A 21,739-nucleotide genomic window follows, 5' to 3' on the forward strand; every position below is an offset into this window, starting at 1 on the left:
GCTGCCGAGCGTGGCGCGGCAGGTGTGAATACAACGAGAGAGGGCATCCCGCGGGATGCCCTCTCTGTCTATCCATGCCTGATGGTTGCCGAATACAGGCTGACGCGATTCCCCATCCCATCGCTGTCGCTCGCCGAGTTAGCGGATGGCGGCCCCCGCGGCTACCAGCAGCTCTTTCAAAATTGTGCGATGGCAGCGGGACTCCTGCTCGCAGTAGCAACCCACCGACAGATTGGTGGTGTGGGAGAGGGCGGCCAGCAGCGCCAGATCATGCCTGGCGGCAGGTTGCGCCATCTCGGCCTTGTACTGTTTGCCAAACGCCGCCCATTGGGCGGGTGTCTCGGCTGCCTGCCCCAGCTTCATGGTTTCGCTGCTGGGGGCCAGATTGGGGAACCAGACATCGTACCAATGCTGGCTGGCAAATTCGCTCTTGGGTACGCCGCGGGGCGGGCGGCGCACCGTGCCGATCCGCAGCCCCTCATCGGGCAGGCGCGGGCTGCCAAGGCGAACGATAGCGAGGGCCATGACAGCGGTTACTTCTCTTCGGCCACTTTCAGCGCCTGCCCGTAGCAGATCACCTGTTTCAGGCAGCCCGGGGTGTCGCTGAACTCGGCGCACTTGTCGATGGTGACGCCGTTGCCGCCCATGTCGGCGGCGCGGCGGCGGGCCAGGGTGCGTGCTTCACCGGCGTTGGGCACCGGCTGGTTGGCATCGGCCTGGCAGGATTCACCCTCGATGGTGCCGAGGTAGAGGTAGTTGAGGTCAGCCAGCTCATCCTGTTCATAGATGCGCACGCTACCGGGTTTGAAGTATTCGTCGAAGTTCTCTTTATCCAGATTGCTGTTGAAGGCGTAGTTGGCACAGCCGGAGGCAATCAGGGGCATCATCAGGATCAGGCGTTTCATCGTCTCGTATCTTGTGTCGGTGATGAGGACAGTAGAAATGCGCAGGCGCTCCATGTCGGCATCTTGTTGAATAATGAGGGGGACATTATAGGGGCCAGCCGCCTGCGGCGACCAGCCCCGTTTTGCGCCCGGTTGTCGGGGTGTGACCCCCATCAGCCTGATATCAGGCTGATATCAAACAGGAGCCAGCCGCTGATAGAGGCTGCGGTAGTAATCATCCGCCAGCAGTTCGTTGTGAGGGGCGCAGAGGCGGATCTGTCCCTCTTCCATCAGGGCAATCCGGTCCATCTGCTCCATCCCCAGCAGGCGGTGGGAGATAAGCAACAAGGTGCGATCAGCCCCGAGCCGGAACAGCAGATCCATGATCTCCCGCTCGGTCTGACTGTCGAGCCCTTCGGTCGGTTCGTCCAGCAGCCAGAGCGGCGCATCGTGCAGCAGGGCGCGGGCGATACCGATACGGCGACGCTCACCACCGGAGAGGGGGCGTCCGCCGTCACCGAGCCAGGCATCGAGGCCCGCCTCATCTTCCAGCAGATTGGCCAGTCCGACCTGGGTCAGCACCGCAATCAGCTGCTCGTCAGAGGCGGTCGGGGCGGCCAGTTTGAGGTTGCCCCGCAAGGTATCGGCAAACAGATGCACCCGCTGGCTCACCACCGAGATGGAGGCGCGCAGCGCCCCTTCGCTGTAGTCGGTGAGCGGCTTGCCACCCAGCAGGATCTTGCCAGCCTGCGGGCTCCACTCCCGGGTCAGCAGCCCCATCAGGGTCGATTTGCCGCAGCCGGTCTGGCCCAGCAGCGCCAGCTTCTCACCGGCGTGCAGTTGCAGGGTGCAGCCACGCAGCACCGGCTGGAGGTTGCCGGGGTAGCCAAAATAGAGGTCATTGATCTGCAGCGCGCCAGCGGTGGCATGGGTCTGCTCGTCGCCCCACACGGGGGCTTTGGCCTCTTGCAGGATCTCGTTCAGGCGGCGTGCCGAGGTAAGGCTGGTGGAGAGGTGCTGGAAAGCCCCCGCCAGCGGCATCAGTGCCTCGAAGCTTGCCAGGGTGGCAAAGACCATCAGCGCGGTGATGGGGTCGGGCGCAGCACCCGCTACCCCATGACCGGCCAGCCAGAGCATCAGGGTCAGGGTCCAGCCGCTCAGCAGTTGCACCGAGAAGTTGGCCAGCCCGCTCACCTTGGCCATCCGGGCCTGCGCGACGAGCAGCGCCTGTTCGGCTTGTTGCAGCTCAACCAGCGCCTTGGGAGCGGCGGCAAACATCTGCAGTTCGGCCTGACCATCCAGATAGTCCACCATCCGGGTGCGCAAGGTCGATTTTTCTGCAATCAGCGCCTGACCGGGGCGACGGCCGAGGAAGTAGAACACCAGCGGCAGGGCGATCATGCCAAATAGCAGAATGGCTCCCAGGGTGAGGGCGAGGCGACTGTCGAAAAACGACAGGAAGAAGACCAGTCCGGCGGTGCTGAGCAGGGCCGCGCCTATGGGGGTGATCAGCCGCAGATAGACGTGGTCCATCGCATCGATGTCGGCCACTAGTCGATTGAGCAGATCCGCCTGACGGAAACCGGCCAGGGTACCGGTGGAGAGCGGCGAGAGTTTCTGCCAGAACCAGACCCGCAGTCGGGTCAGCACCCGGAAGGTGGCGTCGTGGCTCACTACCCGCTCACCCCAGCGACCGGCGGTGCGGACGATGGAGAAGAAGCGCACTCCGCCTGCAGGGGTCATGTAGTTAAAGGCATGGGTCGTCGCAACTGTCATCCCCGCCACGGCAGCGGCGGAGAGGAACCAGCCGGAGAGGGAGAGCAGCCCCATGCCAGCGGCCAGGGTCACCAGCGCCAGCAGCAAACCAATGGTGAGGCTGAGCCAGTGTTGGCGATAGAGGCGCAGAAACGGCAACAGATCACTCATCGAGAGAACCTCCGGAACGTTGGGAGAGCAGGCGGGCAAAAGGCCCCTGCCCAGAACTAAGTTGCTGGAAGCTGCCTTGCTCCACCAGCTGGCCGTGGGCCAGCACCATTATCTTGTCCATCTTGGTAAGCTGGTCGAGGCGGTGGGTGATCATCAGCAGGGTCTGGCCAGCCATCGCCTGCTCGAGGGTGGTCATGATGGCGCGTTCGGAGTGGCGATCCAGACTGGCGGTCGGTTCGTCGAGCACCATCAGCTGGGTTGATTTGAGCAGGGTTCGCGCCAGTGCGAGGCGCTGGGCCTGACCGACCGAGAGGCCGCCAGCCTGATCGCCGACCGGATAGTCGAGTCCCTTCTCCATGGCAAATTCCCACGCCTGCGCCCGTTTCAGGGCATCTTCCAGCTCGGCATCGCTGGCCGTTGGCTTGGCCAGCAGCAGGTTGTCGCGCAAGGATGCGTGGAACAGCTGCGGGTTTTGCGAGAGCCAGCCCAGTTGCAGGCGCCACTGGCTCATGTCGAGGGTGGCAAGCTCCTGTCCGTTGACCTTGAGCTCGCCACGATAGGGGGCAAAGCCGAGCAGGGCGTTGACCAGCGAGCTCTTGCCTGCGCCGCTGACGCCGATGAGGGCGGTGCGCGAACCGGCTTCCAGGGTGAAGTCGATGGGGCCGACCAGCACCTTGCCCTCGGCGCTCAGCACTTCAAGGCCTTTTGCTTCTACCTTGACCGGGCTGTCGGCATGGAACTGCGCCGTGCCTGCGGCCGGTTCGCTCACCTCGGCTTCAAGGAACTCCAGCAGCTGCTCGGCTGCGCCGATAGCCTGCGCCTTGGCGTGGTAGTGGGCACCCAGTTCCCGCAGCGGGGCGTAGAACTCGGGGGCGAGAAACAGCACGAACAGACCGGTAAAGAGGGTGACCTTGACCCCATAGCTACCAAAGTTCAGATGGTCGATATAAGAGAAGCCGAAATAGACGGCGACCAGCGCCACTGAAATAGCGGCGAAGAACTCCAGCACGGCGGTGCTCAAAAACGCCAGGCGCAGCACCTCCATGGTGCGCTCACGAAAATCTTCCGAGGCATCGCGAATGGCGTCACCTTCCGCTTGGGTCCGCATAAAGAGTTGCAGGGTACGCAGCCCCTTCAGCCGATCGAGGAAGTGGCCGGAGAGGCGAGCCAGCGCCTGAAAGTTGCGGCGGTTGGCATCGGCGGCGCCCACACCTACCAGGATCATAAAGATGGGGATGAGGGGCGCAGTGCCGAGCAGGATCAGACCTGCCGCCCAGTTGACCGGGAACACGGCCACCAGAATGACCACCGGAATAAAGACGGCGATGGCCATCTGCGGCAGATAGCGGGAGAAGAAATCCTGCATGTTTTCAATCTGTTCCAGCAGCAGGCTGGCCCAGCTACCGGCCGGACGGCGCTGGATATAAGCAGGGCCGAGGCGACTCAAGCGAGTGAGCACCAGCTGGCGGATGGTCTGGCGCACCGCGCTGCCCGCCTTGAAACTGGCCACTTCGCGGCCATAGGCCAGCGCTGCCTTGCCAAGCGTCACCAGCAGCAGGGTAATAAAGAGCGTGATGGATTGCTCGGGCGTTGAGCCTTCGATGATAAAGCCGTGCAACAGGGTCGCCAGCAGCCAGGCTTGCGCCACCATCAGAATGCCCTGGCCAAGGCCAAAAGCGATGGATATCGTGATCCAGCGGCGACCGTGACTCGATTGCTTGCGCAACCAGCCATAGAGACGTTTTTGCGTTTTTTTATCCATTACCACCATCCTCGCGTCGAGTGGCGCAAGACTATCCTTGCCGTTTGGCCTTGGCAACCTTGTAAATTATCTGTGTTGAAAATGTTTGATTGAAAAAGCAACCGTCTGTTCAATCCTTGTCCGAACAGATTGATTTATTGAAAAAAGTGGCAAAGGCGCCATTGCGCTCGGCGGCAAAATGCATATAGTAGGAGCCCTGACGCGGGTGTAGTTCAATGGTAGAACGGTAGCTTCCCAAGCTGCATACGTGGGTTCGATTCCCATCACCCGCTCCAAATTTCAGATGCCAGGCGGGCATCGTATAATGGCTATTACCTCAGCCTTCCAAGCTGATGATGCGGGTTCGATTCCCGCTGCCCGCTCCAGCTTCAAAACAAAAAGCCCACTCCTGCGAGTGGGCTTTTTGTTTTTCATCTGCCTTGTGTGGCGTTCGACGTCACGCTCACGGTTTCTCAGCGTTTAAGGCAAATCGCAGAGACAGAAAAGGCGCCCGAGGCGCCTTTTCAGATCAACAGCGTAGCGGGAGCTTATTCCTGCTCCAGCTCACCACAGAAACGGTAGCCTTCGCCGTGGATGGTGGCGATGATCTCCGGAGTATCGTTAACGCTTTCGAAGTGCTTGCGAATGCGACGGATGGTCACATCGACGGTACGGTCGTGGGGCTTGAGCTCACGGCCGGTCATCTTCTTCAGCAGCTCGGCACGGGTCTGGATCTGGCCCGGGTTTTCGCAGAAGTGCAGCATGGCGCGGAACTCGGAGCGCGGCAGCTTGAACATGTCGCCAGTCGGGCTGACCAGTGCGCGGCTGTTGATATCCAGCGCCCAGCCGTTGAACAGGTAGCGCTCAACCAGCTTCTTCTCTTCGCCACCGGCTGCCACGTTCATGGTGCGGCTCAGCAGGTTGCGGGCACGGATAGTCAGCTCGCGCGGGTTGAACGGCTTGGTGATGTAATCATCGGCGCCGATCTCCAGACCCAGGATCTTGTCCACTTCGTTGTCACGACCGGTCAGGAACATCAGGGCGATGTTGTCGTTCTCACGCAGCTCACGGGCCAGCAGCAGGCCGTTCTTGCCCGGCAGGTTGATGTCCATGATCACCAGATTGATGGTGTGGGAAGTGAGGGCCTGGTGCATTTCGTCGCCGTTGTTGGCTTCGAGCACGATGTAGCCTTCGGCTTCAAAAATGCTTTTCAGGGTATTGCGTGTGACCAGCTCGTCTTCGACGATCAGAATGTGTGGTGTTTGCATGAGTATTCCCAGATTCTTATCAGTTAATTATCTTAAATTTAACACTCTTTGGCGTTTCAAACCGATTTCCTGACTGATCCTGAAAATTTATTACGTCATCCTGGGTATGAGAGTCAGGTCGGAATATCGCGAATTAGGCATCAGTACCGGCAAGTATCCCTGTGCCACTTATAGGTTCCCGACAAGTCTGGTCGAGCAGAGCCTGGAAAGGTCGTCCATTACGAAAGTGGCCGCATTTTATCAGTTAACAGGAGCATAACAACACTCTTTGCCGTCAGATAGCAACTTTTTAACTCTGATTTGATATAGGTCAAACCCTAGTACAGCTGCATCATACTTGGCCTGAACCGGGTTTTCGCCCCTACAAAATGTAATGGAATGTAACATGTGATTGACATGAATTTGTGGGAAAACTACAAGAAAATCTGCTTTATCGCGCCATTTGAGCCACCAGACAGGTCTGCCTTTGCCATCATCACAGCCTGGAATCCGGCCAGTCAGTGGGTCACAGAACGACGCAATCGGCGGCGGGAGCTGGCATTGTGGCGCCATCTGACCGTGGATTTACAGGTGCCCGTAGTGGGGCCGTTTTGGGGATCTGATCCCAACGAGCGCTGGCAGGAGTCATCGCTGGCGGTGGCGCTCTCCCTGCCGCAAGCCTGTCAGCTGGCAGCGTCTTTTGGTCAGAATGCCCTTTACTGGGTGGAGGATGGCCAGCTCTGGCTGGTGTCGGTATTGACTGATAAATCAGCAGTTTGTCTGGGCAATATTGAATCCTTCTGGATTGCCAGAAACCTTGTCTGATGAAAGAATGAACACCTTCATGTATCTGAAAGGAATCAAATCATGCTGGATCTCCTGCCCGACCTCTGCGATCAACATGGCGACTTGCTGCAAGTAGCCGACCCGGTGTTTCAGGATTTTGGCGGTAAGGCCATCTTCTATGGTCGCGCCGTAACGCTCTCCTGTTATGAAGACAACAGTCTGGTGCGGGATCTGGTGACCCGCCACGGTCACGGCAAGGTGATGGTGATCGATGGTGGTGGCTCGCTGCGCCGTGCGCTGCTTGGCGATCAACTGGCGGTCAAGGCGGTGGAGCAGGGGTGGGAGGGGATCCTGATCCACGGTGCGGCCCGGGATGTGGGCACCCTGGCGACATTGGCACTCGGGGTCAAGGCGCTGGCGGCCTGTCCGGTCAAGACCGAGAAGCGAGGATTGGGAGAGCTGGGGGCTGTGGTCAGCTTTGCCGGTGTGACCATCCACGAAGGGGATTATGTCTATGCGGATCGCAACGGCGTGGTGGTGAGCGCCACGCCGCTGTTGTGATCATCAGAAATTGAAGCCGACCCCCAGACTCAGTGCCTGATCGGCAGTGATGGCGCTGACCCCGTAGTTGGCGGTGAGGGAGAGTCTGGGGGTCAGCAGCAGGCTGGAGTTGAGCTCCAGCAGGGTGCTGGCCTTGTTGAGATCGAGATGCTTGATCTGGCTGCCGATATTGAATGCCGGAGAGAGCTGGTAGCGTACCCCCGAACTCATATTGAAACCTGATGTGCGATTCTGATCCGCCACCGCCGGGCCCGCTTCCATAAAGAGGGTCACATCATCCACCACCGGATATTGATAGCCGCTATTGACCAGCCAGAGATCAAAACTGTCGCTGTGATGGCTATGGCCATTGAGCAGCACACCCGAGTAACTTTTGACATAGAGAGACGGATTGGATTGCGGCTGAACCACTGCCCAGTCGGCGGCCTGTGCGGCCATGCTGGCGCAGGTTGCAAGCAGTGTGATGATGAGCGATTTGACCATTCGTTTCCCCTCCCTGGGTCCGGAACTGAGCCTAAGCATGGCACATGCCAGCTGGTAGTAAAGTGAAGGGAGATCACAATAAAATCCTTTGGCATGGGCGCCAGCCATGTTAAACAGGCTGCCGTATTGATGGCTCTAATCATTAAGAGGTGAATCCATGAACAAGAAACTGACTCTGCTGGCCGCGCTGGCACTGGGAGGCTGCGCAATGGCAACAGGTTCCAGCATGGCTCAACTGCAAGCATCCAGCTGGCAGCTGCAAGGCGCCACCGGCGATACCTTCACCCTGCAAGTGGTCGACGGCAAGGTGGCGGGCAAGGGCGGCTGTAACCGCTATTTTGGCGGTATCACCAAGCAGGGTGACGGTGTCTTGACGCTGGGCGCCATGGGCTCCACTCGCATGATGTGCATCGGCGACGCCATGAACAAAGAGACCGAGTTCCTGCAAAAGCTGGAGAAGGTGGCAACCTACTCCATCAACGGCAACCAGCTGACTCTGAGCGATGCCAACAAGGCGGCCCTGCTCACCTTCAACGCGGTGCCAGCTGCCAAATAAGGCACGCCTTTGTCTGATTGCCCCGACAGCGCTGACTGTGCTGCCGGTCAAACGCTCTGATACGCCCTCCGTCTGGAGGGCGTCTGTTTATCTGCGATGAACCCTGTGTGGTCGTCCGCTACTGTTGTTCACTCGTCGTCCCCCTTTCTGCCTGTTTGATGCCAGAACCTCATATCTTCGCTTCGGTACGTATCTTGATCATTTCAATAATTCTTGTATAGTTGAAATAAAGGTCGCACCAAGGGGAGTGAAGATGAACAAAGAGATGGCCACCAAGGTCTTTGAATCGCTGGCATCCGGCATCCGGCTCGATGTATGGCGGCTGCTGGTGAAGGCCGGGCTGGAGGGGCGGGTCGCCGGTGAACTGGCCAGCGAGCTCGATATTGCCCCCAATACCCTCTCGTTTCACCTCAAGGCGATGCTCAACACTGGTCTGCTGTCGGTGGAGCAGGAGGGGCGCTTTCTGCGCTACCGCGCCAATATTCCCCTGATGCTGGATGTGATCGCCTACCTCACCGAGGAGTGCTGCGCCGGTCATCCCGAGGCGTGCGGCGTGATGCGTGCCGAGTCAGCCTGCTCCCCCCATGTTCTGCCTGTGCAGCCCTGCTGCAACAAGGAGTAATGCCATGTCCTCCATTCAGATTTTTGATCCCGCCCTCTGCTGCTCCAGCGGTGTCTGCGGTACCGAGGTTGATCAGGCACTGGTCACCTTCGCAGCAGACCTCGCCTGGGCCAAGGAGCAGGGCGTTGCCATCGAGCGTTTCAATCTGGCCCAGCAGCCGATGCAGTTTGCCGAGACGCCTGCCGTCAGCGCTTTTCTGACCCACGCCGGGGAGGAGGGGTTGCCGCTGGTGCTGGTGGAGGGACAGGTGGTGTTGACCGGCCGTTATCCGAGCCGCAGCGAGCTGGCTCGTTATGCCGGGCTGCCAGCGCCGCAAGCGGCCATCAAGGGGATCGTCAAGGGTGGCTGCTGCTCTGGCAGCGGTTGCTGCTGAGTCGCGATGCACCATTCGGGAGAGGCTATGTACCATTTTCAGACCAATCCACCGCCGTTTCTCTTTTTCACCGGCAAGGGCGGGGTGGGCAAGACCTCGCTGGCCTGCGCCAGTGCGGTGGCGCTGTGTGATATTGGCAAGCGGGTGCTGCTGGTGAGCACAGATCCTGCCTCCAACGTGGGGCAGGTGTTTGCCACCGAGATCGGCAATCGCGTCACCACCATCGCCGCTGTGCCCGGTTTGTCGGCGCTGGAGATAGATCCCCCCGCGGCGGCCAAAGCTTATCGGGAGCGGATTGTCGGGCCGGTGCGCGGCAAGTTGCCCGAGAGCGTGGTGCGCAGCATCGAGGAGCAGCTCTCCGGCGCCTGTACCACCGAGATCGCCGCCTTTGACGAATTCACCGCCCTGCTGACCGACCACACGCTGCTGGCCGAGTATGACCATATCGTCTTTGATACGGCCCCAACCGGCCACACCATCCGGCTGCTGCAACTGCCGGGCGCCTGGAGCGAATTTCTGGAGCAGGGCAAGGGGGATGCCTCCTGCCTGGGCCCGCTGGCGGGGCTGGAGAAGCAGCGCAGCCAGTATGCCGACGCGGTCGCCGCCCTGGCTGATGCCACTCGCACCCGGTTGGTGCTGGTGGCGCGGGCCCAGCAATCCACTCTGCGGGAAGTGGCTCGCACCCACGAGGAGCTGGCCGCCATCGGCTTGTTGAATCAGCAACTGGTGATCAATGGCCTCTTCCCCGAAGGCGCCATTGCCGCAGATCCGCTGGCAATGGCGCTCTGGCAGCGCGAGCAACAGGCTCTCGCTCAGATGCCGCAAGGGATAAAGGGGCTGGCGCAGGATCATATCCCGCTGCTGGCCACCAATCTGGTGGGGGTCGACAGTTTGCGCCAGCTGCTGCAATCAGAGGGAACAGCCGCCCAATCCCCGACAGTACAGTCCACTGTCAAGCAAGCCCAGCCCGAGTTGAGTTCGCTGGTAGACGAGCTGGCCGCCGACGGTCACGGCCTTATCATGCTGATGGGCAAGGGCGGGGTGGGCAAAACCACGCTGGCGGCCGCCGTGGCGGTGGAGCTGGCGAGCCGCGGTTTGCCGGTGCACCTCACCACCTCGGATCCCGCCGCGCACCTGAGCGAGACGCTGGCAGGTAGCCTGCATCATTTGGAGGTGAGCCGCATCGACCCCCACGCCGAGACCGAGCGTTACCGCGCCCAGGTGCTGGCCACCAAGGGGGCGGCCCTGGACGAGCAGGGGCGGGCGTTGCTGGAGGAGGACTTGCGCTCCCCCTGTACCGAGGAGATCGCCGTGTTTCAGGCCTTCTCGCGCATCATTCGCGAGGCGGGCAAGCGCTTCGTGGTGATGGATACTGCCCCCACCGGCCACACCCTGCTGCTGCTCGACGCCACCGGCGCCTACCACAGGGAGATCGCTCGCCAGATGGGAAACAAGGGGCTGCACTTCACCACCCCCATGATGCAGTTGCAGGACCCCAAGCAGACCAAGGTGTTGATTGTGACGCTGCCCGAGCCGACGCCAGTGCAGGAGGCGGCCAATCTGCAGGCCGACCTGCGCCGAGCCGGTATCGAGCCCTGGGGCTGGCTTATCAACCACAGCTTGCAGCAAGCCGCGGTCAGCTCACCGCTGCTGCAACTGCGGGCCGAGCGCCAGTTGCCCCATATCGAGGCAGTCGAGCAGCAACACGCCAGCCGCTACGCCGTGGTGCCACTGCTCGCCGAAGAGCCGGTGGGGCCCGATGCCCTGCGCCGCCTCTGCCAGCATCATTGAGTCGCCGCCCCGGTCTGCTGCCGGGGCGGCTTGAATATGCCGTTACTTGTTATAAACCTGTGTTTTGAACCAATAGAAGATGCGGGATTGCGCCGCATCGGGAGCTGTGATGTCTGCAACATGTGATGCCAAGGCCGTGCCTGCCATCGGCTTTTTTGAACGTTATCTGACCGCCTGGGTCGCCCTCTGCATTCTGGTGGGGATTGGTCTCGGGCAGGGGTTGCCGGATCTCTTCAAGGCGATCGGCGCCATGGAGGTGGCCAAGGTCAACCTGCCGGTGGGGCTGCTGATCTGGGTGATGATCATCCCCATGCTGCTCAAGATCGATTTTGGCGCCCTGCATCAGGTGAAGGGGCACATGAAGGGCATTGGGGTCACCCTCTTTATCAACTGGCTGGTCAAGCCCTTCTCCATGGCCTTCCTCGGTTGGCTCTTTATCCGCGTGCTGTTTGCCGACTGGTTGCCGGCTGATCAGCTCGACAGTTACGTAGCGGGGCTGATCCTGCTGGCGGCAGCCCCCTGCACCGCCATGGTGTTTGTCTGGAGTCGCCTCACCAACGGCGATCCCTACTTCACCCTGTCGCAGGTGGCGGTGAACGACCTCATCATGGTGTTTGCCTTCGCGCCGCTGGTGGCGCTGCTGCTCGGGGTCTCCAGCATCATAGTGCCGTGGGATACCCTGCTTACCTCTGTGGTGCTCTATATCGTCATCCCGGTCATCATCGCCCAGCTGCTGCGCAAGGCTTTGCTGAAAAAGGGAGAGGCCCATTTTGACGGCGTTATGACCCGCATCCAGCCCTGGTCGGTGGCGGCCCTACTGCTCACTCTGGTGCTGCTGTTTGCCTTTCAGGGCAACGCCATCATTGAGCAGCCGCTGGTTATCGCCCTGTTGGCGGTGCCTATTCTGATCCAGGTGCTGTTCAACTCCGGGCTGGCTTACTGGCTCAACCGCAAGGTGGGGGAGAAGCACTCGGTCGCCTGTCCTTCCGCCCTGATCGGCGCCTCCAACTTCTTCGAGCTGGCGGTGGCCGCAGCCATCAGCCTGTTCGGCTTTCACTCCGGCGCGGCGCTCGCCACAGTGGTCGGGGTACTGATCGAGGTGCCGGTCATGCTGCTGGTGGTGCGGGTGGTTAACGCCAGCAAACCCTGGTACGAAGCAGGGCTAAGCCGCTAACTGATGACCGTTAACAGATGGCCGCGAACTGATGCTATCCATTTTCTATTCACTTGATTAATGAGAGACACGCAAATGAGTGCAATCACCATCTATCACAACCCGGAATGTGGTACCTCCCGCAATACCCTGGAGCTGATCCGCAACAGCGGCGTGGAACCCACCGTCATCCACTATCTGGAGACGCCCCCCTCACGCGACCAGCTGGTGGCGCTGATCGCCGCCATGGGCATGCCGGTGCGCGATCTGCTACGCAAGAACGTGCCACCCTACGAGGCGCTCGGTCTGGCGGAAGATCGTTTCAGTGATGAATCGCTTATCGATGCCATGCTGGCCCACCCCATCCTCATCAACCGCCCCATCGTGGTCACGCCGCTTGGCACCAAACTGTGCCGCCCGTCGGAAGTGGTGCTCGATATTCTGCCCGATCAGCAAAAAGGGGCCTTCGCCAAGGAGGATGGCGAGCAGGTGGTGGATGCGAGCGGCAAGCGCCTCAAGTAATCATCTGAGTACTCAAGTACGGATTGAAACAGGGCCAGCTTCACGCTGGCCCTGTTTCGTTGTGTGAACAAGTTGAAAAAGTTACTCCGGCCAATCGTTTTACCGCTTTTTCTGTGACGATGATCACTGTACCATCGCCGCCCGACCTGCCACCCGGCCGCATCTCCCCCTGCGACGGCGCTGGCGTCACCCGATACATGCTGTCACCCGGAACGTGAATGACCCCAGGATGGGACCCGCCACTAACCTGTAGGTTTGTGGTCTGCGTGTCGCGTGGGTCGGCACTTCTCCCGCCGGATCGCCCGCGACGCCTGTCTGCAGACTTGCCATATGAAACTCCTCTCTTCATAGGTGCAAGATGACACTGTTATTGAGTCTGGTCGGTATGCTGGCCCTGATGTTTATCGCCTGGCTGGCGAGTGAAAACCGCCGAGCCATCCGCTGGCGAACCGTGCTGGGTGCACTCGCCCTGCAAACCGGTTTTGCTGCCCTGGTGCTCTATTTCCCCCCCGGACAAATCATGCTCGGTGCCATGAGCAATGGCGTCTCCGCTCTGCTCGGCTTCGCCGACAGCGGCATCCGTTTCGTGTTTGGCGATCTGGCCAGCAACGGCTTTATCTTCGCTGTGCGGGTGCTGCCGCTGGTGATCTTTATCAGCGCGCTGATCGCTGTGCTCTACCACTTCGGCATCATGCAGTGGGTGATCCGGGTATTGGGCGGCGCCATCCATCGCCTGCTCGGCACCAGCCGCGCCGAATCCCTGGTGGCCACCGGCAACATCTTCCTGTCGCAAGGGGAGTCGCCGCTACTTATTCGCCCCTTCCTTGCCGGCATGACCCGCTCTGAACTCTTTGCGGTGATGACCTGCGGCATGGCTTCGGTGGCGGGTTCGGTGCTGGGCGGTTACGCCGGTCTGGGTGTGGATCTGAAATACCTGATTGCCGCCTCCTTTATGGCGGCGCCCGGTGGCCTGCTGATGGCCAAACTGCTGGTGCCGGAGCAGCAGCAGGTGAGTGATCAGACCGAGATCACCCTCGACAAGAGCGACTACAGCAACGCTATCGACGCACTGGCGGGCGGCGCCATGGGCGGCATGAAGATCGCCGTGGCCATCGGCACCATCCTGCTGGCCTTTGTCAGCGTCATCACCATGATCAACGCCGGTCTCACCACCGTCGGCGAGTGGTTCGGCTGGGCCGATCTCTCCCTGCAACAGCTGCTGGGTTATCTGTTTGCCCCGGTGGCCTGGCTGATTGGCGTACCTGCCAGCGAGATGATGGCGGCAGGCTCCCTGATTGGTCAGAAGGTGATCATGAACGAGTTCGTCGCCTATCTGGACTTTGCCAATATCAAGGAGGGCCTGAGCGCCCATACCCAGATCATCATCACCTTCGCACTGTGCGGTTTCGCCAATCTGGGCTCCATTGCGGTGCAGCTCGGCTCCATCGGCACCATGGCGCCGGAACGCCGTCACGATGTGGCCAATATGGGCTTCAAGGCGGTGCTGGCTGCGACCCTCGCCAACCTGATGAGCGCCACCCTGGCCGGGATCTTTGTCTCCCTCTGATGAGATAAAGCCAGGCTGCGCCAGTAAAAAAAAGCGCCCGCCCCATCTGGGGCGGGCGCTTTGCTTTATGGGGCTTTATGGGCCGGGTGCTAGCGAGCGTTCGCTTCCCCCAGCCGTGGGTTGAGGGAGAGGATACGGGTCTTGCTGACCCGGTGGCGATAGATCTCCCGCAGATAGAGCAGCGCCTTTTTCACCGATTCACGACTGAGGCGAATATCGTTGATGGAGACGAACTTCTCTTTCTCGCGGATAAGCTCCCGATATTTCTTCTCATACATGGGCTTGATGGCGTACCAGTTGGTATCGAGGATCTTGGCCGGGTTCTCGAACTCGTTGAGCATGCTGTCGAGCAGCGCATCGTTCCACTCCTCATTGCAGATCATCTCGATCACCGCCTTGTCCAGATGCTCATCGAAGCGATAGTGATCCTTGGCAAAGCAGCGCTTGATAAAGGCCACGATCAGGGTCAGGAAGTCATCGCTCAGGCAGGGGCTCTTGACGATCAGGGTGGTGAGGGAGATGTTGGCCGACGCCCCGATGACCAGCGCATACCGCTTGAGGGTGGTATTGGGGAAGAGCCCGTTGAGGTGAGACTTGAGCCGGTTGAGATCCATATAGGAGAGCTTGTACTCCTTGGGCAGGGAGATGATCGACACCACCGATGAGCAGTTCTTGAAGAAGTGCAGCTCGTTGAGGTGGGCCGGGTCATGGCCACTTTTCACATAGTCGTCCAGATACTCCCGATAGTTGCCCGCCTCGATGGGCAGCAGACTGATCCCCTCAATGGCCTGGGTCATCTTGTTGAAGTGGGGCAGCTCGATGGAACGGGTGAAGAGATCGTCCACATTGAGCCCGTCCTCCTTGTCAAACAGGCCGCCGGGGGGCGAGATGGACTCGGCATATGCCACCGCCACCGGCCCCGCCAGACTCATAAAGAGGTCGTTGGCATCGAGACGAATGGTTTCGCTGATGTCGATGCCCGCCCGGCGAAAGTAGTTCTCGTCGTAGTCGGTGGTGACGGCCTGGGCGGTGAGGATGTTGAAGATCTGCTGGGAGATGTATTGGTTGGCGTACTTCTCCATGGTGTTGACGTCAACGTGCTGGATTTCGCCATCGTCGCTCTCTTCGGCGTAGCGCATGATGTCGTTGGAGATCAGCATCATGGCATTCCAGGGCCTGATCCGCTTGAGCATGCTGGCATCGCACGCCTGCTCGTTGTCGAAGTGATAGGAGAAGTCCCACTCCTCGGCCAGATACTTGCACAGCAAACGCCCGGCGTTGATGTGCAGCGCTTCCGAGATCTCGATCCCCCGATCACAGATATTGGGCAGGATGCAGATGCCGCTGGTGAAGATGGGATCGAACATAAAGTGCTCCCCGAGGGAGAGGTGCTCCTCCTCTTCTGACGGGGGGGAAAAGGTCTTGCTCATGTAGGAGTACTGCTGGGCCAGCCCGAACTCGGAGGCCATGCCGGAGCCGGTGCCGCCCCCGGCACTGAAGATATAGAAATAGAGGCGGGACTGGTTGGCCTTGATGCCGCAGGAGTCCACCAGATAGGTATGAATGGCCTGCCACTCGGAGTTGGCGAAGTAGTGGGGACTCTTGTTGAGGATGATCTTGGCCAGATACTGGCCAAGGATGGGGGCGTTACCCGCGCCTCCCGCGTGGATCTCCGACAAGTCCATCACCCGCATCTTGGCGTAATCACGCAAGGAGCCACCTTCGCCGCTGCGATTGGAGTGGCGGATGCGGCCATCGATGTCCTTGTCCAGATCCCCCAGCATCACCATGGGCTCGATCAGAAAGACCGGCCGAGCCCCGTTGTTTGGTAGCCGCAGGTTGCGCCGGATCCAGCTCACCGGGCCAAACTCCTTCTCCCGCTTGCGTTGCTCTTCACTGTTGAACTCATTGAGATAAAAGCTGCGGGCGTTGTAGACCAGCGAGGCCACATCCTGCGCGATGTTGGAGCCGCAGCGCCCCAGCCCCACCAGACAGACGGACGGAAAGTTGTGGGGCACGGTGGCGCCCGTTTCACTCTCTCCGATGGCGGCCGGAAACACCGCGTGGCGCAGCTGTTCCAGATTGGCAAGAATGCGGGCCAGATCCCCTTCGGTGTAGTAGAGGTAACGGTTGCCTGCGTCCTGCTCATCATCCGTGCTGATAGGTAGCAGATCGATATGCTCGGTCATGAAAAAAGATCCCTCTTGGCGGCGAATGTATATAAATCAGCAGCTTTGCACTGCCCGCTAACTCTAGATGATAAAAAGCGGGGACGCGGTGAGAGGAGGGCGAGAGTTGTGACTGTGTGATCATGGGCACAGCAACACCCCGGAAATCTGCCGGTACTCCTCACCGGACGGATGGTGCAACGGCGCCTCATTCCCCTGAAAAGAAGGGCGACCACACTCAACAACGTGTTGACCCCGTGCCAGATGATCCCGCTCTGAGCGGCCTGTTTCCCTTGCGCTTGCGTGGTGGAATAAACACGGAAAAGAATTTTTAGATTGATTTCAGCACTTCCAATCGATTATTTGATTGGGCAGTAACGGCATTAGCGGTGTCAGATTAGGGGAGCAGGTTGGCCAACGCGCCGTCAGCCAGTCTTTACGCGGTCACACAAGGAGACACTCTGATGGAAACACTTGACCAGAAAATCGACACCATGCGAGAAGCATTCATGCAGCAGGAGCGCAAACAGGCCCACGACAAGTGGCAAGCCAGGGTCGAAGAGCTGCTACAGATACGGGGTGAGGAGAGACAACCGGAGGAGCAGGAAGAGTAGTGCTCGCTCCCGGGCGAAAGTTGAGGTAGCGAACGCTTCGTATCGGCTACCCGTTATCTACCACCGATAAAAAAACCACCGACCTTTTGCAGGTCGGTGGTTTTTTTATGGATAGCGGCTGATTGGATGGCCTGACTTCCGGGCCGAGCAATGGGGTCACATCCAGGGGCGTAGGGGCGCGACTACTTCGAATGGGTGACGGGCTCTTCGGAGAGCAACTCGTTAACGAGTCCTGCAGCCAGATGAATATTCGACTCCATCTTGTCGCCATCCACCGCGTTCGCTTTCCACGATTCGGGGGCTTCGGGGTGTGGCCCGGAAACGGCCACCTTGCCTTTCCCGTATGAGCTGATCAGCGCGGCAATATGATGGTTTTGAAAATGGGCGATGACCTTGACCTGCTCTGGGCTTGGCACCGGCGTAAATTGCGGGCCGGCCTGGTAATACATCTGGCGCTCTTCACCAAGCCAGGTGATCGGGAAGATCCTGGCGCTAAAGTCGCCGTCATAATCATCGGATGTGGCAGGAACAAGGCCCAGCGCCGGCACAAAGCCCTCCTCCTCAGACCAGCCTGTGGATGCCACAAATGCGCCCCCACAGATCCCGAGATAGCGACCACCGCTTAGCAAATAGGCTTTTAACGCCAAACGAGCGTCCGCGGTGAAGGCGTTGAGCAGCGGCTCAACATCGTCCTCAGTGCCGCCAACGATAAACACTCTGGCATTATCGAGCGCTGCAGGCAGCTCCCCGATATTGGAGAGATACCTGACTGGTAACCCCACCTGCCTGACCACATCTGCAATCGCCTTCGTGCTATCCCCATCAGAAACCGGCCCGTTATAGATCAGCGCATACGGCTCTTGCTGCGGCTGCGCAGAGGCTGCCTCTGCCATGCATCCTGTCATTAACCAAAGGCTGATAACGCTCGCAATCCGCACGACGCTTTTTGATACATTCATCGCTGCCACTGTCCCTGTGATGTGAACCGAAGAGACTACTTATCACGATCCCGTTCTGCATGTCAGCCGCAGTTAAATGAACATTTCAAGTTAACGTGCCAACGCTGATTGGGCCTGTGTTCGACACACAACGAACGAGCCAATACAGAGGGACAAACCACAGGATTTCGGCCCCTGCTTCGGAGCGCGTGCAACAGCTTTCCTGTGTGACGCCTCTTATGGATGATGGATAAGGATTCGAGGGGGAATACAGCAACATAAGAGGGGCACTTCACCTTCACTTCACCGAGCGGGGATAAGGTAGGCCCACGTTTCAGTTGGAGCTTCATTATATGCCCACCATCGTCACTCACGCTGCCGTCCCTCTCTGCCTTGGACTCGGGCTTGGCAGCCGGATTATCCCGCCCCGCCTGCTGTTGGCTGGGGTTGCCATCGCCATGCTGCCCGATGCCGATGTGCTCGCCTTCAAACTGGGGGTTGCCTACGGCCATGTCTTTGGCCACCGCGGCTTTACCCACTCCCTGTTGTTCGCCTTTGCCTTGCCCACCCTGGCCATGTTGTTTCACCGCCAATTTCGGGCCCGCGCCGCCACCGTCTGGTCGTTTCTGTTGATCTCTCTGCTCTCCCACAGCCTGCTCGATTCACTTACCACCGGCGGCAAGGGGGTTGGCTGGCTCTGGCCGTGGCGTGACGAGCGTTTCTTCGCCCCCTGGCAGGTGATCCGGGTCGCCCCCTTCAAGCTGGAGGCCTATCTCACCGCCCGAGGTGAAGCAGTGATCCTCTCCGAGCTCTACTGGGTCTGGCTGCCGGGGGCTGTATTGATGCTGGTGTTGATGGGATGGCGGGTGTGGGGCAGGGAGCTGTAGGAGTGGGATTAGTAAGATTGATTGGATATATCGAGGATGAGCAAAAAAAATTGGACCCCATCTCTTGGATTCTTCCTATACGACGTCTGGCTCAGAATGATGGGGCCTGATTTTTTTCCTGCTAGGGTTGAGGTAGCGAACTTTCTGTATCTACTACCCATTTATCAAGCCACCGATCTCCTGAAGGTCGGTGGTTTTTTATGGACTGGTGTTGATAGGCTGTAGGGGAGATAATCGAGGAGGGGCTCCCCATCGGGCTTTTCTTAGGTATGATCATCTTTTGGATACTGCCGATACAGATGTTTGCTCAGAAAGGTGGAGGGCATTCATCTTTTTGAGTGTTGGCTATGCTGCGCTTTGTTCAGAAGGCCACTCCGCTTCTTCAATTAGTTCCATTCACGTTGCATCGTTTGGGCAACAACGCTTTCAGAAACCTATGATGTCCCCCGACATTGATTGGGCATTACCGCTGATATTTGTACATGTAATGTCGCCACTCATTGTCTCTACATTGCCATGAACATTCCCACAACAAACATCGCCATTTGAAGTTGTGATCTGGCCAACAGAGCCGTTAACTATCACATCTCCAGATGTTGACTCGAGTATCTCAACATCACCGTAAACCTCAACTTTAATCTCTTGGTTAGGTACAATACTTACATCCTGAGTAACCCCATCGACGGAAATAGTCCCATTTTGTATATTGATACTATTACCTGAAAATGCTATCCCATTAATTTCGACTGTGCCATTTTTCAAGTTAATTCTCATGTACTCTCCTTAGCTAATAACTTTGTATTGTTAATGTCTGAAATGTCTGAGCTCGTAAATTTCCAAGTAAAACCAAGAAATAGCTCTTTAAACAAAGGAAGTATTGGCTCCTATTTTTCACCATTGACGGCGTGCATATTATTTAGCTCGACGTAATCTATTTATTTGTGTTCTTTGTTCAAGGCGCTGGTGCCAGTCTCTTCCTTTTTCTCCGCATCGGTCACGAATTGCAGCTTTTAGTTCTGCTGTCTGTGCATTAAGGCGTTTTACTTCAGCAAGAAGGCCGTCTCTTTGCGACTCCATTTTTTCCTTGTCTTCTAGAACCTTACCTATAAAGTCATTCAGCGACCGGATTTCTGTTAAATACTCCTTCTTTAGTTCTCGAGTAGAAGTTTCCAGTTTGGATTTTAATTCATTTTTTTTTGTGAATGCTTGGTTGAGTATTCTGATCGTAGCACCAAAAGATTCTCTGGCGTCATTTAAAATTTTATAGGCGCTGTCAGCAACTCTGTGGGATGAATAATGAAGGTCGGTTAAAAAATGAAAATCATAGGATTGTTGTGCTTTTTTAAGATGTATTTCAATATTTTTTCTATGTTCTTCAACGGTTTTCTTGACTTCCTCACGTTTTGACTCCCAATTTCTGCGTGCATTTCTTTCGTGTTCGGATGCTGAAGACATAATTGCCGCCACGACTCCAGCGGCTACAATTGGTGCGATTATCCAAAACATCATCAATCTCCTGAAGGAAGTAAATGATCTGGCATTGAAATGGGAGGTAAACTTTTTACAAGGACATCCAAGCTTTCATTTGCTTTGCTACCAAAAGCAGATAGCTGAGAGATCAGCTCTGTTGCCATATCCTTGAAAATTATTTTATGTTCGCTTGGAGTGTTGTTGGAAAATGCCATCTCCGAAGCACGTTCAGCCATTTCTAACACTTTCATTCTTTCAATGTGAAGTAGTTTTAATTCACCTTGAACTGTGTCATAGAACCGTTCAATTTCGAGACGCCTCTGAGACAATTCTTCCATTTTTAAACGATAAGTTTTATCTAAGGCGTTATGGATGACGCCTGCCTGTATATTTACTCGTTGTATTTCGGCGTCAAGGCGCTTGGCTTCCAAGCGATAGGCCAAGGTTCTAGCATATGCCTCTGCTACAAATCCAAGAGGGTTAAATGCCTTTGCTACTGTGATCCAGTTATTTTCTGCTTGAACTGGGCTGGGCGCATCAATAGCATCAATCGTTACTCTACCTGACTTTCTAGTTTTTTCTTGTGACATAAAGAATCCTTGTGATGAAACACAAATCTAGGTTTTTTGGGCAGTTTAACCTCCCAATAACTGGCACAGTAGGTACGTATCTCGTATGTTGAGCTAAAAATCGTAAGTTGGTGCTGAACGAAGTGAAGCCCAACGTTTACTGCGAATATATCTGCAAATCTGTTTTATGGAGCTGCAACATCCATCTTTATCCCGCTTAGGTTGGCTTAATAATGTTCGCCTGTTGGACTTCGCTACACACTGCGCCAACCTACAAAAAACCACGCTACCGCCCCTGAGTGACAGTTCCCAGTCCGCTGCTGTTAACCTGCGAGATAGCAACAATCGCTGTCATGGCGTTCTTCCGAGAGGTTGATTGTCATTCGGGTATCTTAAGGGGGAGGGGGGGCGTTGAGAAGCGTGTTTTGGCGGGAATCTGTGTTGGATCAACAAATTGGTCATTAAGGCGTGGGGGTGAGTGAGCATCTTGCTTGACTGGAAATGCACCATCCCCTCACCCCAGCCCTCTCCCAAGGGGAGAGGGCGTGTATCAGCTGTTAGAGGGGGGAGAAGACTTTTGGTGACTTTGGGTCTTTCCAAAGTCACTCGCCCAGGCCCGAAGGGCGGGCGAAACCCCGTCGAGGGCGGCGCCCTCGCGTCCTGCGTGGTAAAGCCATGCCATCAGGAATATCCGCTAGATCGGGCGTTAGGATTAACTCCGCCTGGATCGCGAACGTCCGAATACGCTGCGCTATTCGAACCTACGATTCGATAACGCCGGGGTATGATGGTTCCCTCACCCTGACCTCTCCCAAGGGGAGAGGGGACAAAGACGTTGGGAGCGGCAACAAGCAGGAAATAGAAAGGGAGCCTATCAGGCT

The 21,739-nt window shown here is 57.7% G+C and carries 22 protein-coding genes and 2 tRNA genes; 13 read left to right on the forward strand and 11 right to left on the reverse strand.

The window, feature by feature from the left end:
* Positions 1-138 precede the first annotated feature (138 nt).
* The 4 genes from ACTG2S_RS07910 to cydD form a co-directional block, all read right to left on the reverse strand.
* Positions 139-525, reverse strand: a complete 387-nt coding sequence (locus ACTG2S_RS07910; protein WP_005338205.1) for a DUF488 domain-containing protein — start codon at positions 523-525, stop codon at positions 139-141.
* A gap of 8 nt (positions 526-533) precedes the next feature.
* Entirely contained in the window at positions 534-905 is a 372-nt protein-coding gene (rcsF, locus tag ACTG2S_RS07915) for an Rcs stress response system protein RcsF (RefSeq protein WP_013723982.1), read from the reverse strand.
* A gap of 174 nt (positions 906-1,079) precedes the next feature.
* On the reverse strand, positions 1,080-2,810 hold the full coding sequence (gene cydC / locus ACTG2S_RS07920; RefSeq protein WP_139733877.1) for a heme ABC transporter ATP-binding protein/permease CydC: 1,731 nt from the start codon (positions 2,808-2,810) through the stop codon (positions 1,080-1,082).
* Positions 2,803-4,572 (reverse strand): heme ABC transporter permease/ATP-binding protein CydD, encoded by a 1,770-nt coding sequence (gene cydD / locus ACTG2S_RS07925; protein WP_201948005.1) that lies wholly within the window; start codon positions 4,570-4,572, stop codon positions 2,803-2,805. Before cydD ends, cydC begins: the two co-directional genes overlap by 8 nt.
* 201 nt (positions 4,573-4,773) lie before the next feature.
* Here cydD and ACTG2S_RS07930 point away from each other — a divergent pair.
* Positions 4,774-4,847 (forward strand) — tRNA-Gly (locus tag ACTG2S_RS07930).
* A 15-nt stretch (positions 4,848-4,862) separates the two neighbouring features.
* Positions 4,863-4,937: transfer RNA gene (locus ACTG2S_RS07935), tRNA-Gly, on the forward strand.
* A 162-nt stretch (positions 4,938-5,099) separates the two neighbouring features.
* Here the strand turns inward: ACTG2S_RS07935 and arcA are convergent.
* Positions 5,100-5,819, reverse strand: a complete 720-nt coding sequence (gene arcA / locus ACTG2S_RS07940; protein ID WP_005338193.1) for a two-component system response regulator ArcA — start codon at positions 5,817-5,819, stop codon at positions 5,100-5,102.
* A gap of 396 nt (positions 5,820-6,215) precedes the next feature.
* Here arcA and ACTG2S_RS07945 point away from each other — a divergent pair, with 396 nt between their 5' ends.
* Together ACTG2S_RS07945 and ACTG2S_RS07950 are read left to right on the forward strand one after the other, a co-directional pair.
* Positions 6,216-6,623 carry a DUF3293 domain-containing protein gene (locus tag ACTG2S_RS07945; protein WP_439982282.1) on the forward strand — a complete coding sequence of 136 codons (408 nt, stop codon included), beginning with the start codon at positions 6,216-6,218 and terminating at the stop codon, positions 6,621-6,623.
* Positions 6,624-6,665: 42 nt separating this feature from the next.
* Positions 6,666-7,145, forward strand: a complete 480-nt coding sequence (locus ACTG2S_RS07950) for a putative 4-hydroxy-4-methyl-2-oxoglutarate aldolase (protein WP_201948009.1) — start codon at positions 6,666-6,668, stop codon at positions 7,143-7,145.
* A gap of 3 nt (positions 7,146-7,148) precedes the next feature.
* On the opposite strand, the gene ACTG2S_RS07955 is transcribed toward ACTG2S_RS07950, so the two are convergent.
* On the reverse strand, positions 7,149-7,628 hold the full coding sequence (locus ACTG2S_RS07955; RefSeq protein WP_064338427.1) for a hypothetical protein: 480 nt from the start codon (positions 7,626-7,628) through the stop codon (positions 7,149-7,151).
* Between the two features lie 157 nt (positions 7,629-7,785).
* Here ACTG2S_RS07955 and ACTG2S_RS07960 point away from each other — a divergent pair, with 157 nt between their 5' ends.
* The 7 genes from ACTG2S_RS07960 (at position 7,786) to ACTG2S_RS07990 (ending at position 14,212) form a co-directional block, all read left to right on the forward strand.
* On the forward strand, positions 7,786-8,184 hold the full coding sequence (locus ACTG2S_RS07960) for an META domain-containing protein (RefSeq protein ID WP_005359119.1): 399 nt from the start codon (positions 7,786-7,788) through the stop codon (positions 8,182-8,184).
* Between the two features lie 253 nt (positions 8,185-8,437).
* Entirely contained in the window at positions 8,438-8,806 is a 369-nt protein-coding gene (locus tag ACTG2S_RS07965) for an ArsR/SmtB family transcription factor (RefSeq protein ID WP_042054961.1), read from the forward strand.
* 4 nt (positions 8,807-8,810) lie between these two features.
* Entirely contained in the window at positions 8,811-9,179 is a 369-nt protein-coding gene (gene arsD, locus ACTG2S_RS07970; protein WP_005347398.1) for an arsenite efflux transporter metallochaperone ArsD, read from the forward strand.
* A gap of 27 nt (positions 9,180-9,206) precedes the next feature.
* Positions 9,207-10,970: an arsenical pump-driving ATPase gene (gene arsA / locus ACTG2S_RS07975; protein WP_201948010.1), complete on the forward strand. Its 1,764-nt coding sequence runs from the start codon at positions 9,207-9,209 to the stop codon at positions 10,968-10,970.
* 109 nt (positions 10,971-11,079) lie between these two features.
* Positions 11,080-12,144, forward strand: coding sequence for an ACR3 family arsenite efflux transporter (gene arsB, locus ACTG2S_RS07980; protein ID WP_005338173.1), 1,065 nt, complete (start codon positions 11,080-11,082; stop codon positions 12,142-12,144).
* A 75-nt stretch (positions 12,145-12,219) separates the two neighbouring features.
* The gene (gene arsC, locus ACTG2S_RS07985) at positions 12,220-12,645 is read left to right on the forward strand and encodes a glutaredoxin-dependent arsenate reductase (protein WP_201948012.1); all 426 of its coding nucleotides are present in this window, start codon (positions 12,220-12,222) and stop codon (positions 12,643-12,645) included.
* A gap of 358 nt (positions 12,646-13,003) precedes the next feature.
* Positions 13,004-14,212 (forward strand): NupC/NupG family nucleoside CNT transporter, encoded by a 1,209-nt coding sequence (locus ACTG2S_RS07990; protein ID WP_139443907.1) that lies wholly within the window; start codon positions 13,004-13,006, stop codon positions 14,210-14,212.
* An 89-nt stretch (positions 14,213-14,301) separates the two neighbouring features.
* On the opposite strand, the gene ACTG2S_RS07995 is transcribed toward ACTG2S_RS07990, so the two are convergent.
* Positions 14,302-16,401: a hypothetical protein gene (locus tag ACTG2S_RS07995; RefSeq protein WP_005359124.1), complete on the reverse strand. Its 2,100-nt coding sequence runs from the start codon at positions 16,399-16,401 to the stop codon at positions 14,302-14,304.
* Positions 16,402-16,844: 443 nt separating this feature from the next.
* Between ACTG2S_RS07995 and ACTG2S_RS08000 the strand changes: the two genes are divergently transcribed.
* The gene (locus ACTG2S_RS08000; RefSeq protein WP_005338159.1) at positions 16,845-16,994 is read left to right on the forward strand and encodes a hypothetical protein; all 150 of its coding nucleotides are present in this window, start codon (positions 16,845-16,847) and stop codon (positions 16,992-16,994) included.
* A gap of 182 nt (positions 16,995-17,176) precedes the next feature.
* On the opposite strand, the gene ACTG2S_RS08005 is transcribed toward ACTG2S_RS08000, so the two are convergent.
* Entirely contained in the window at positions 17,177-17,953 is a 777-nt protein-coding gene (locus tag ACTG2S_RS08005) for a BPL-N domain-containing protein (RefSeq protein ID WP_201948363.1), read from the reverse strand.
* Positions 17,954-18,285: 332 nt separating this feature from the next.
* On the opposite strand from ACTG2S_RS08005, the gene ACTG2S_RS08010 reads away from it, so the two are divergent.
* Entirely contained in the window at positions 18,286-18,819 is a 534-nt protein-coding gene (locus tag ACTG2S_RS08010) for a metal-dependent hydrolase (RefSeq protein ID WP_201948365.1), read from the forward strand.
* A 426-nt stretch (positions 18,820-19,245) separates the two neighbouring features.
* On the opposite strand, the gene ACTG2S_RS08015 is transcribed toward ACTG2S_RS08010, so the two are convergent.
* The 3 genes from ACTG2S_RS08015 to ACTG2S_RS08025 form a co-directional block, all read right to left on the reverse strand.
* Positions 19,246-19,593: a hypothetical protein gene (locus tag ACTG2S_RS08015; protein WP_201948368.1), complete on the reverse strand. Its 348-nt coding sequence runs from the start codon at positions 19,591-19,593 to the stop codon at positions 19,246-19,248.
* Between the two features lie 138 nt (positions 19,594-19,731).
* The gene (locus ACTG2S_RS08020; RefSeq protein ID WP_201948370.1) at positions 19,732-20,328 is read right to left on the reverse strand and encodes a hypothetical protein; all 597 of its coding nucleotides are present in this window, start codon (positions 20,326-20,328) and stop codon (positions 19,732-19,734) included.
* Entirely contained in the window at positions 20,328-20,879 is a 552-nt protein-coding gene (locus ACTG2S_RS08025; RefSeq protein WP_201948372.1) for a hypothetical protein, read from the reverse strand. The genes ACTG2S_RS08020 and ACTG2S_RS08025 overlap by 1 nt, the downstream gene beginning before the upstream one ends.
* Positions 20,880-21,739: the final 860 nt, after the last annotated feature.

Source organism: Aeromonas sp. 82P (assembly GCF_051919365.1).
Lineage (GTDB): Bacteria > Pseudomonadota > Gammaproteobacteria > Enterobacterales > Aeromonadaceae > Aeromonas > Aeromonas veronii.

Coding starts and splice junctions, on each gene's coding strand:
- ACTG2S_RS07950 (WP_201948009.1), top strand. CDS start 6,666: ATGCTGGATCTCCTGCCCGACCTCTGCGATCAACATGGCGACTTGCTG.
- ACTG2S_RS07955 (WP_064338427.1), bottom strand. CDS start 7,628: ATGGTCAAATCGCTCATCATCACACTGCTTGCAACCTGCGCCAGCATG.
- arsB (WP_005338173.1), top strand. CDS start 11,080: ATGTCTGCAACATGTGATGCCAAGGCCGTGCCTGCCATCGGCTTTTTT.
- ACTG2S_RS07960 (WP_005359119.1), top strand. CDS start 7,786: ATGAACAAGAAACTGACTCTGCTGGCCGCGCTGGCACTGGGAGGCTGC.
- cydD (WP_201948005.1), bottom strand. CDS start 4,572: ATGGATAAAAAAACGCAAAAACGTCTCTATGGCTGGTTGCGCAAGCAA.
- ACTG2S_RS08015 (WP_201948368.1), bottom strand. CDS start 19,593: ATGAGAATTAACTTGAAAAATGGCACAGTCGAAATTAATGGGATAGCA.
- ACTG2S_RS08025 (WP_201948372.1), bottom strand. CDS start 20,879: ATGTCACAAGAAAAAACTAGAAAGTCAGGTAGAGTAACGATTGATGCT.
- cydC (WP_139733877.1), bottom strand. CDS start 2,810: ATGAGTGATCTGTTGCCGTTTCTGCGCCTCTATCGCCAACACTGGCTC.
- arsD (WP_005347398.1), top strand. CDS start 8,811: ATGTCCTCCATTCAGATTTTTGATCCCGCCCTCTGCTGCTCCAGCGGT.
- arcA (WP_005338193.1), bottom strand. CDS start 5,819: ATGCAAACACCACACATTCTGATCGTCGAAGACGAGCTGGTCACACGC.
- arsC (WP_201948012.1), top strand. CDS start 12,220: ATGAGTGCAATCACCATCTATCACAACCCGGAATGTGGTACCTCCCGC.
- ACTG2S_RS07945 (WP_439982282.1), top strand. CDS start 6,216: ATGAATTTGTGGGAAAACTACAAGAAAATCTGCTTTATCGCGCCATTT.
- ACTG2S_RS07910 (WP_005338205.1), bottom strand. CDS start 525: ATGGCCCTCGCTATCGTTCGCCTTGGCAGCCCGCGCCTGCCCGATGAG.
- rcsF (WP_013723982.1), bottom strand. CDS start 905: ATGAAACGCCTGATCCTGATGATGCCCCTGATTGCCTCCGGCTGTGCC.
- ACTG2S_RS07990 (WP_139443907.1), top strand. CDS start 13,004: ATGACACTGTTATTGAGTCTGGTCGGTATGCTGGCCCTGATGTTTATC.
- ACTG2S_RS08010 (WP_201948365.1), top strand. CDS start 18,286: ATGCCCACCATCGTCACTCACGCTGCCGTCCCTCTCTGCCTTGGACTC.
- ACTG2S_RS07965 (WP_042054961.1), top strand. CDS start 8,438: ATGAACAAAGAGATGGCCACCAAGGTCTTTGAATCGCTGGCATCCGGC.
- ACTG2S_RS08005 (WP_201948363.1), bottom strand. CDS start 17,953: ATGAATGTATCAAAAAGCGTCGTGCGGATTGCGAGCGTTATCAGCCTT.
- arsA (WP_201948010.1), top strand. CDS start 9,207: ATGTACCATTTTCAGACCAATCCACCGCCGTTTCTCTTTTTCACCGGC.
- ACTG2S_RS08000 (WP_005338159.1), top strand. CDS start 16,845: ATGGAAACACTTGACCAGAAAATCGACACCATGCGAGAAGCATTCATG.
- ACTG2S_RS07995 (WP_005359124.1), bottom strand. CDS start 16,401: ATGACCGAGCATATCGATCTGCTACCTATCAGCACGGATGATGAGCAG.
- ACTG2S_RS08020 (WP_201948370.1), bottom strand. CDS start 20,328: ATGATGTTTTGGATAATCGCACCAATTGTAGCCGCTGGAGTCGTGGCG.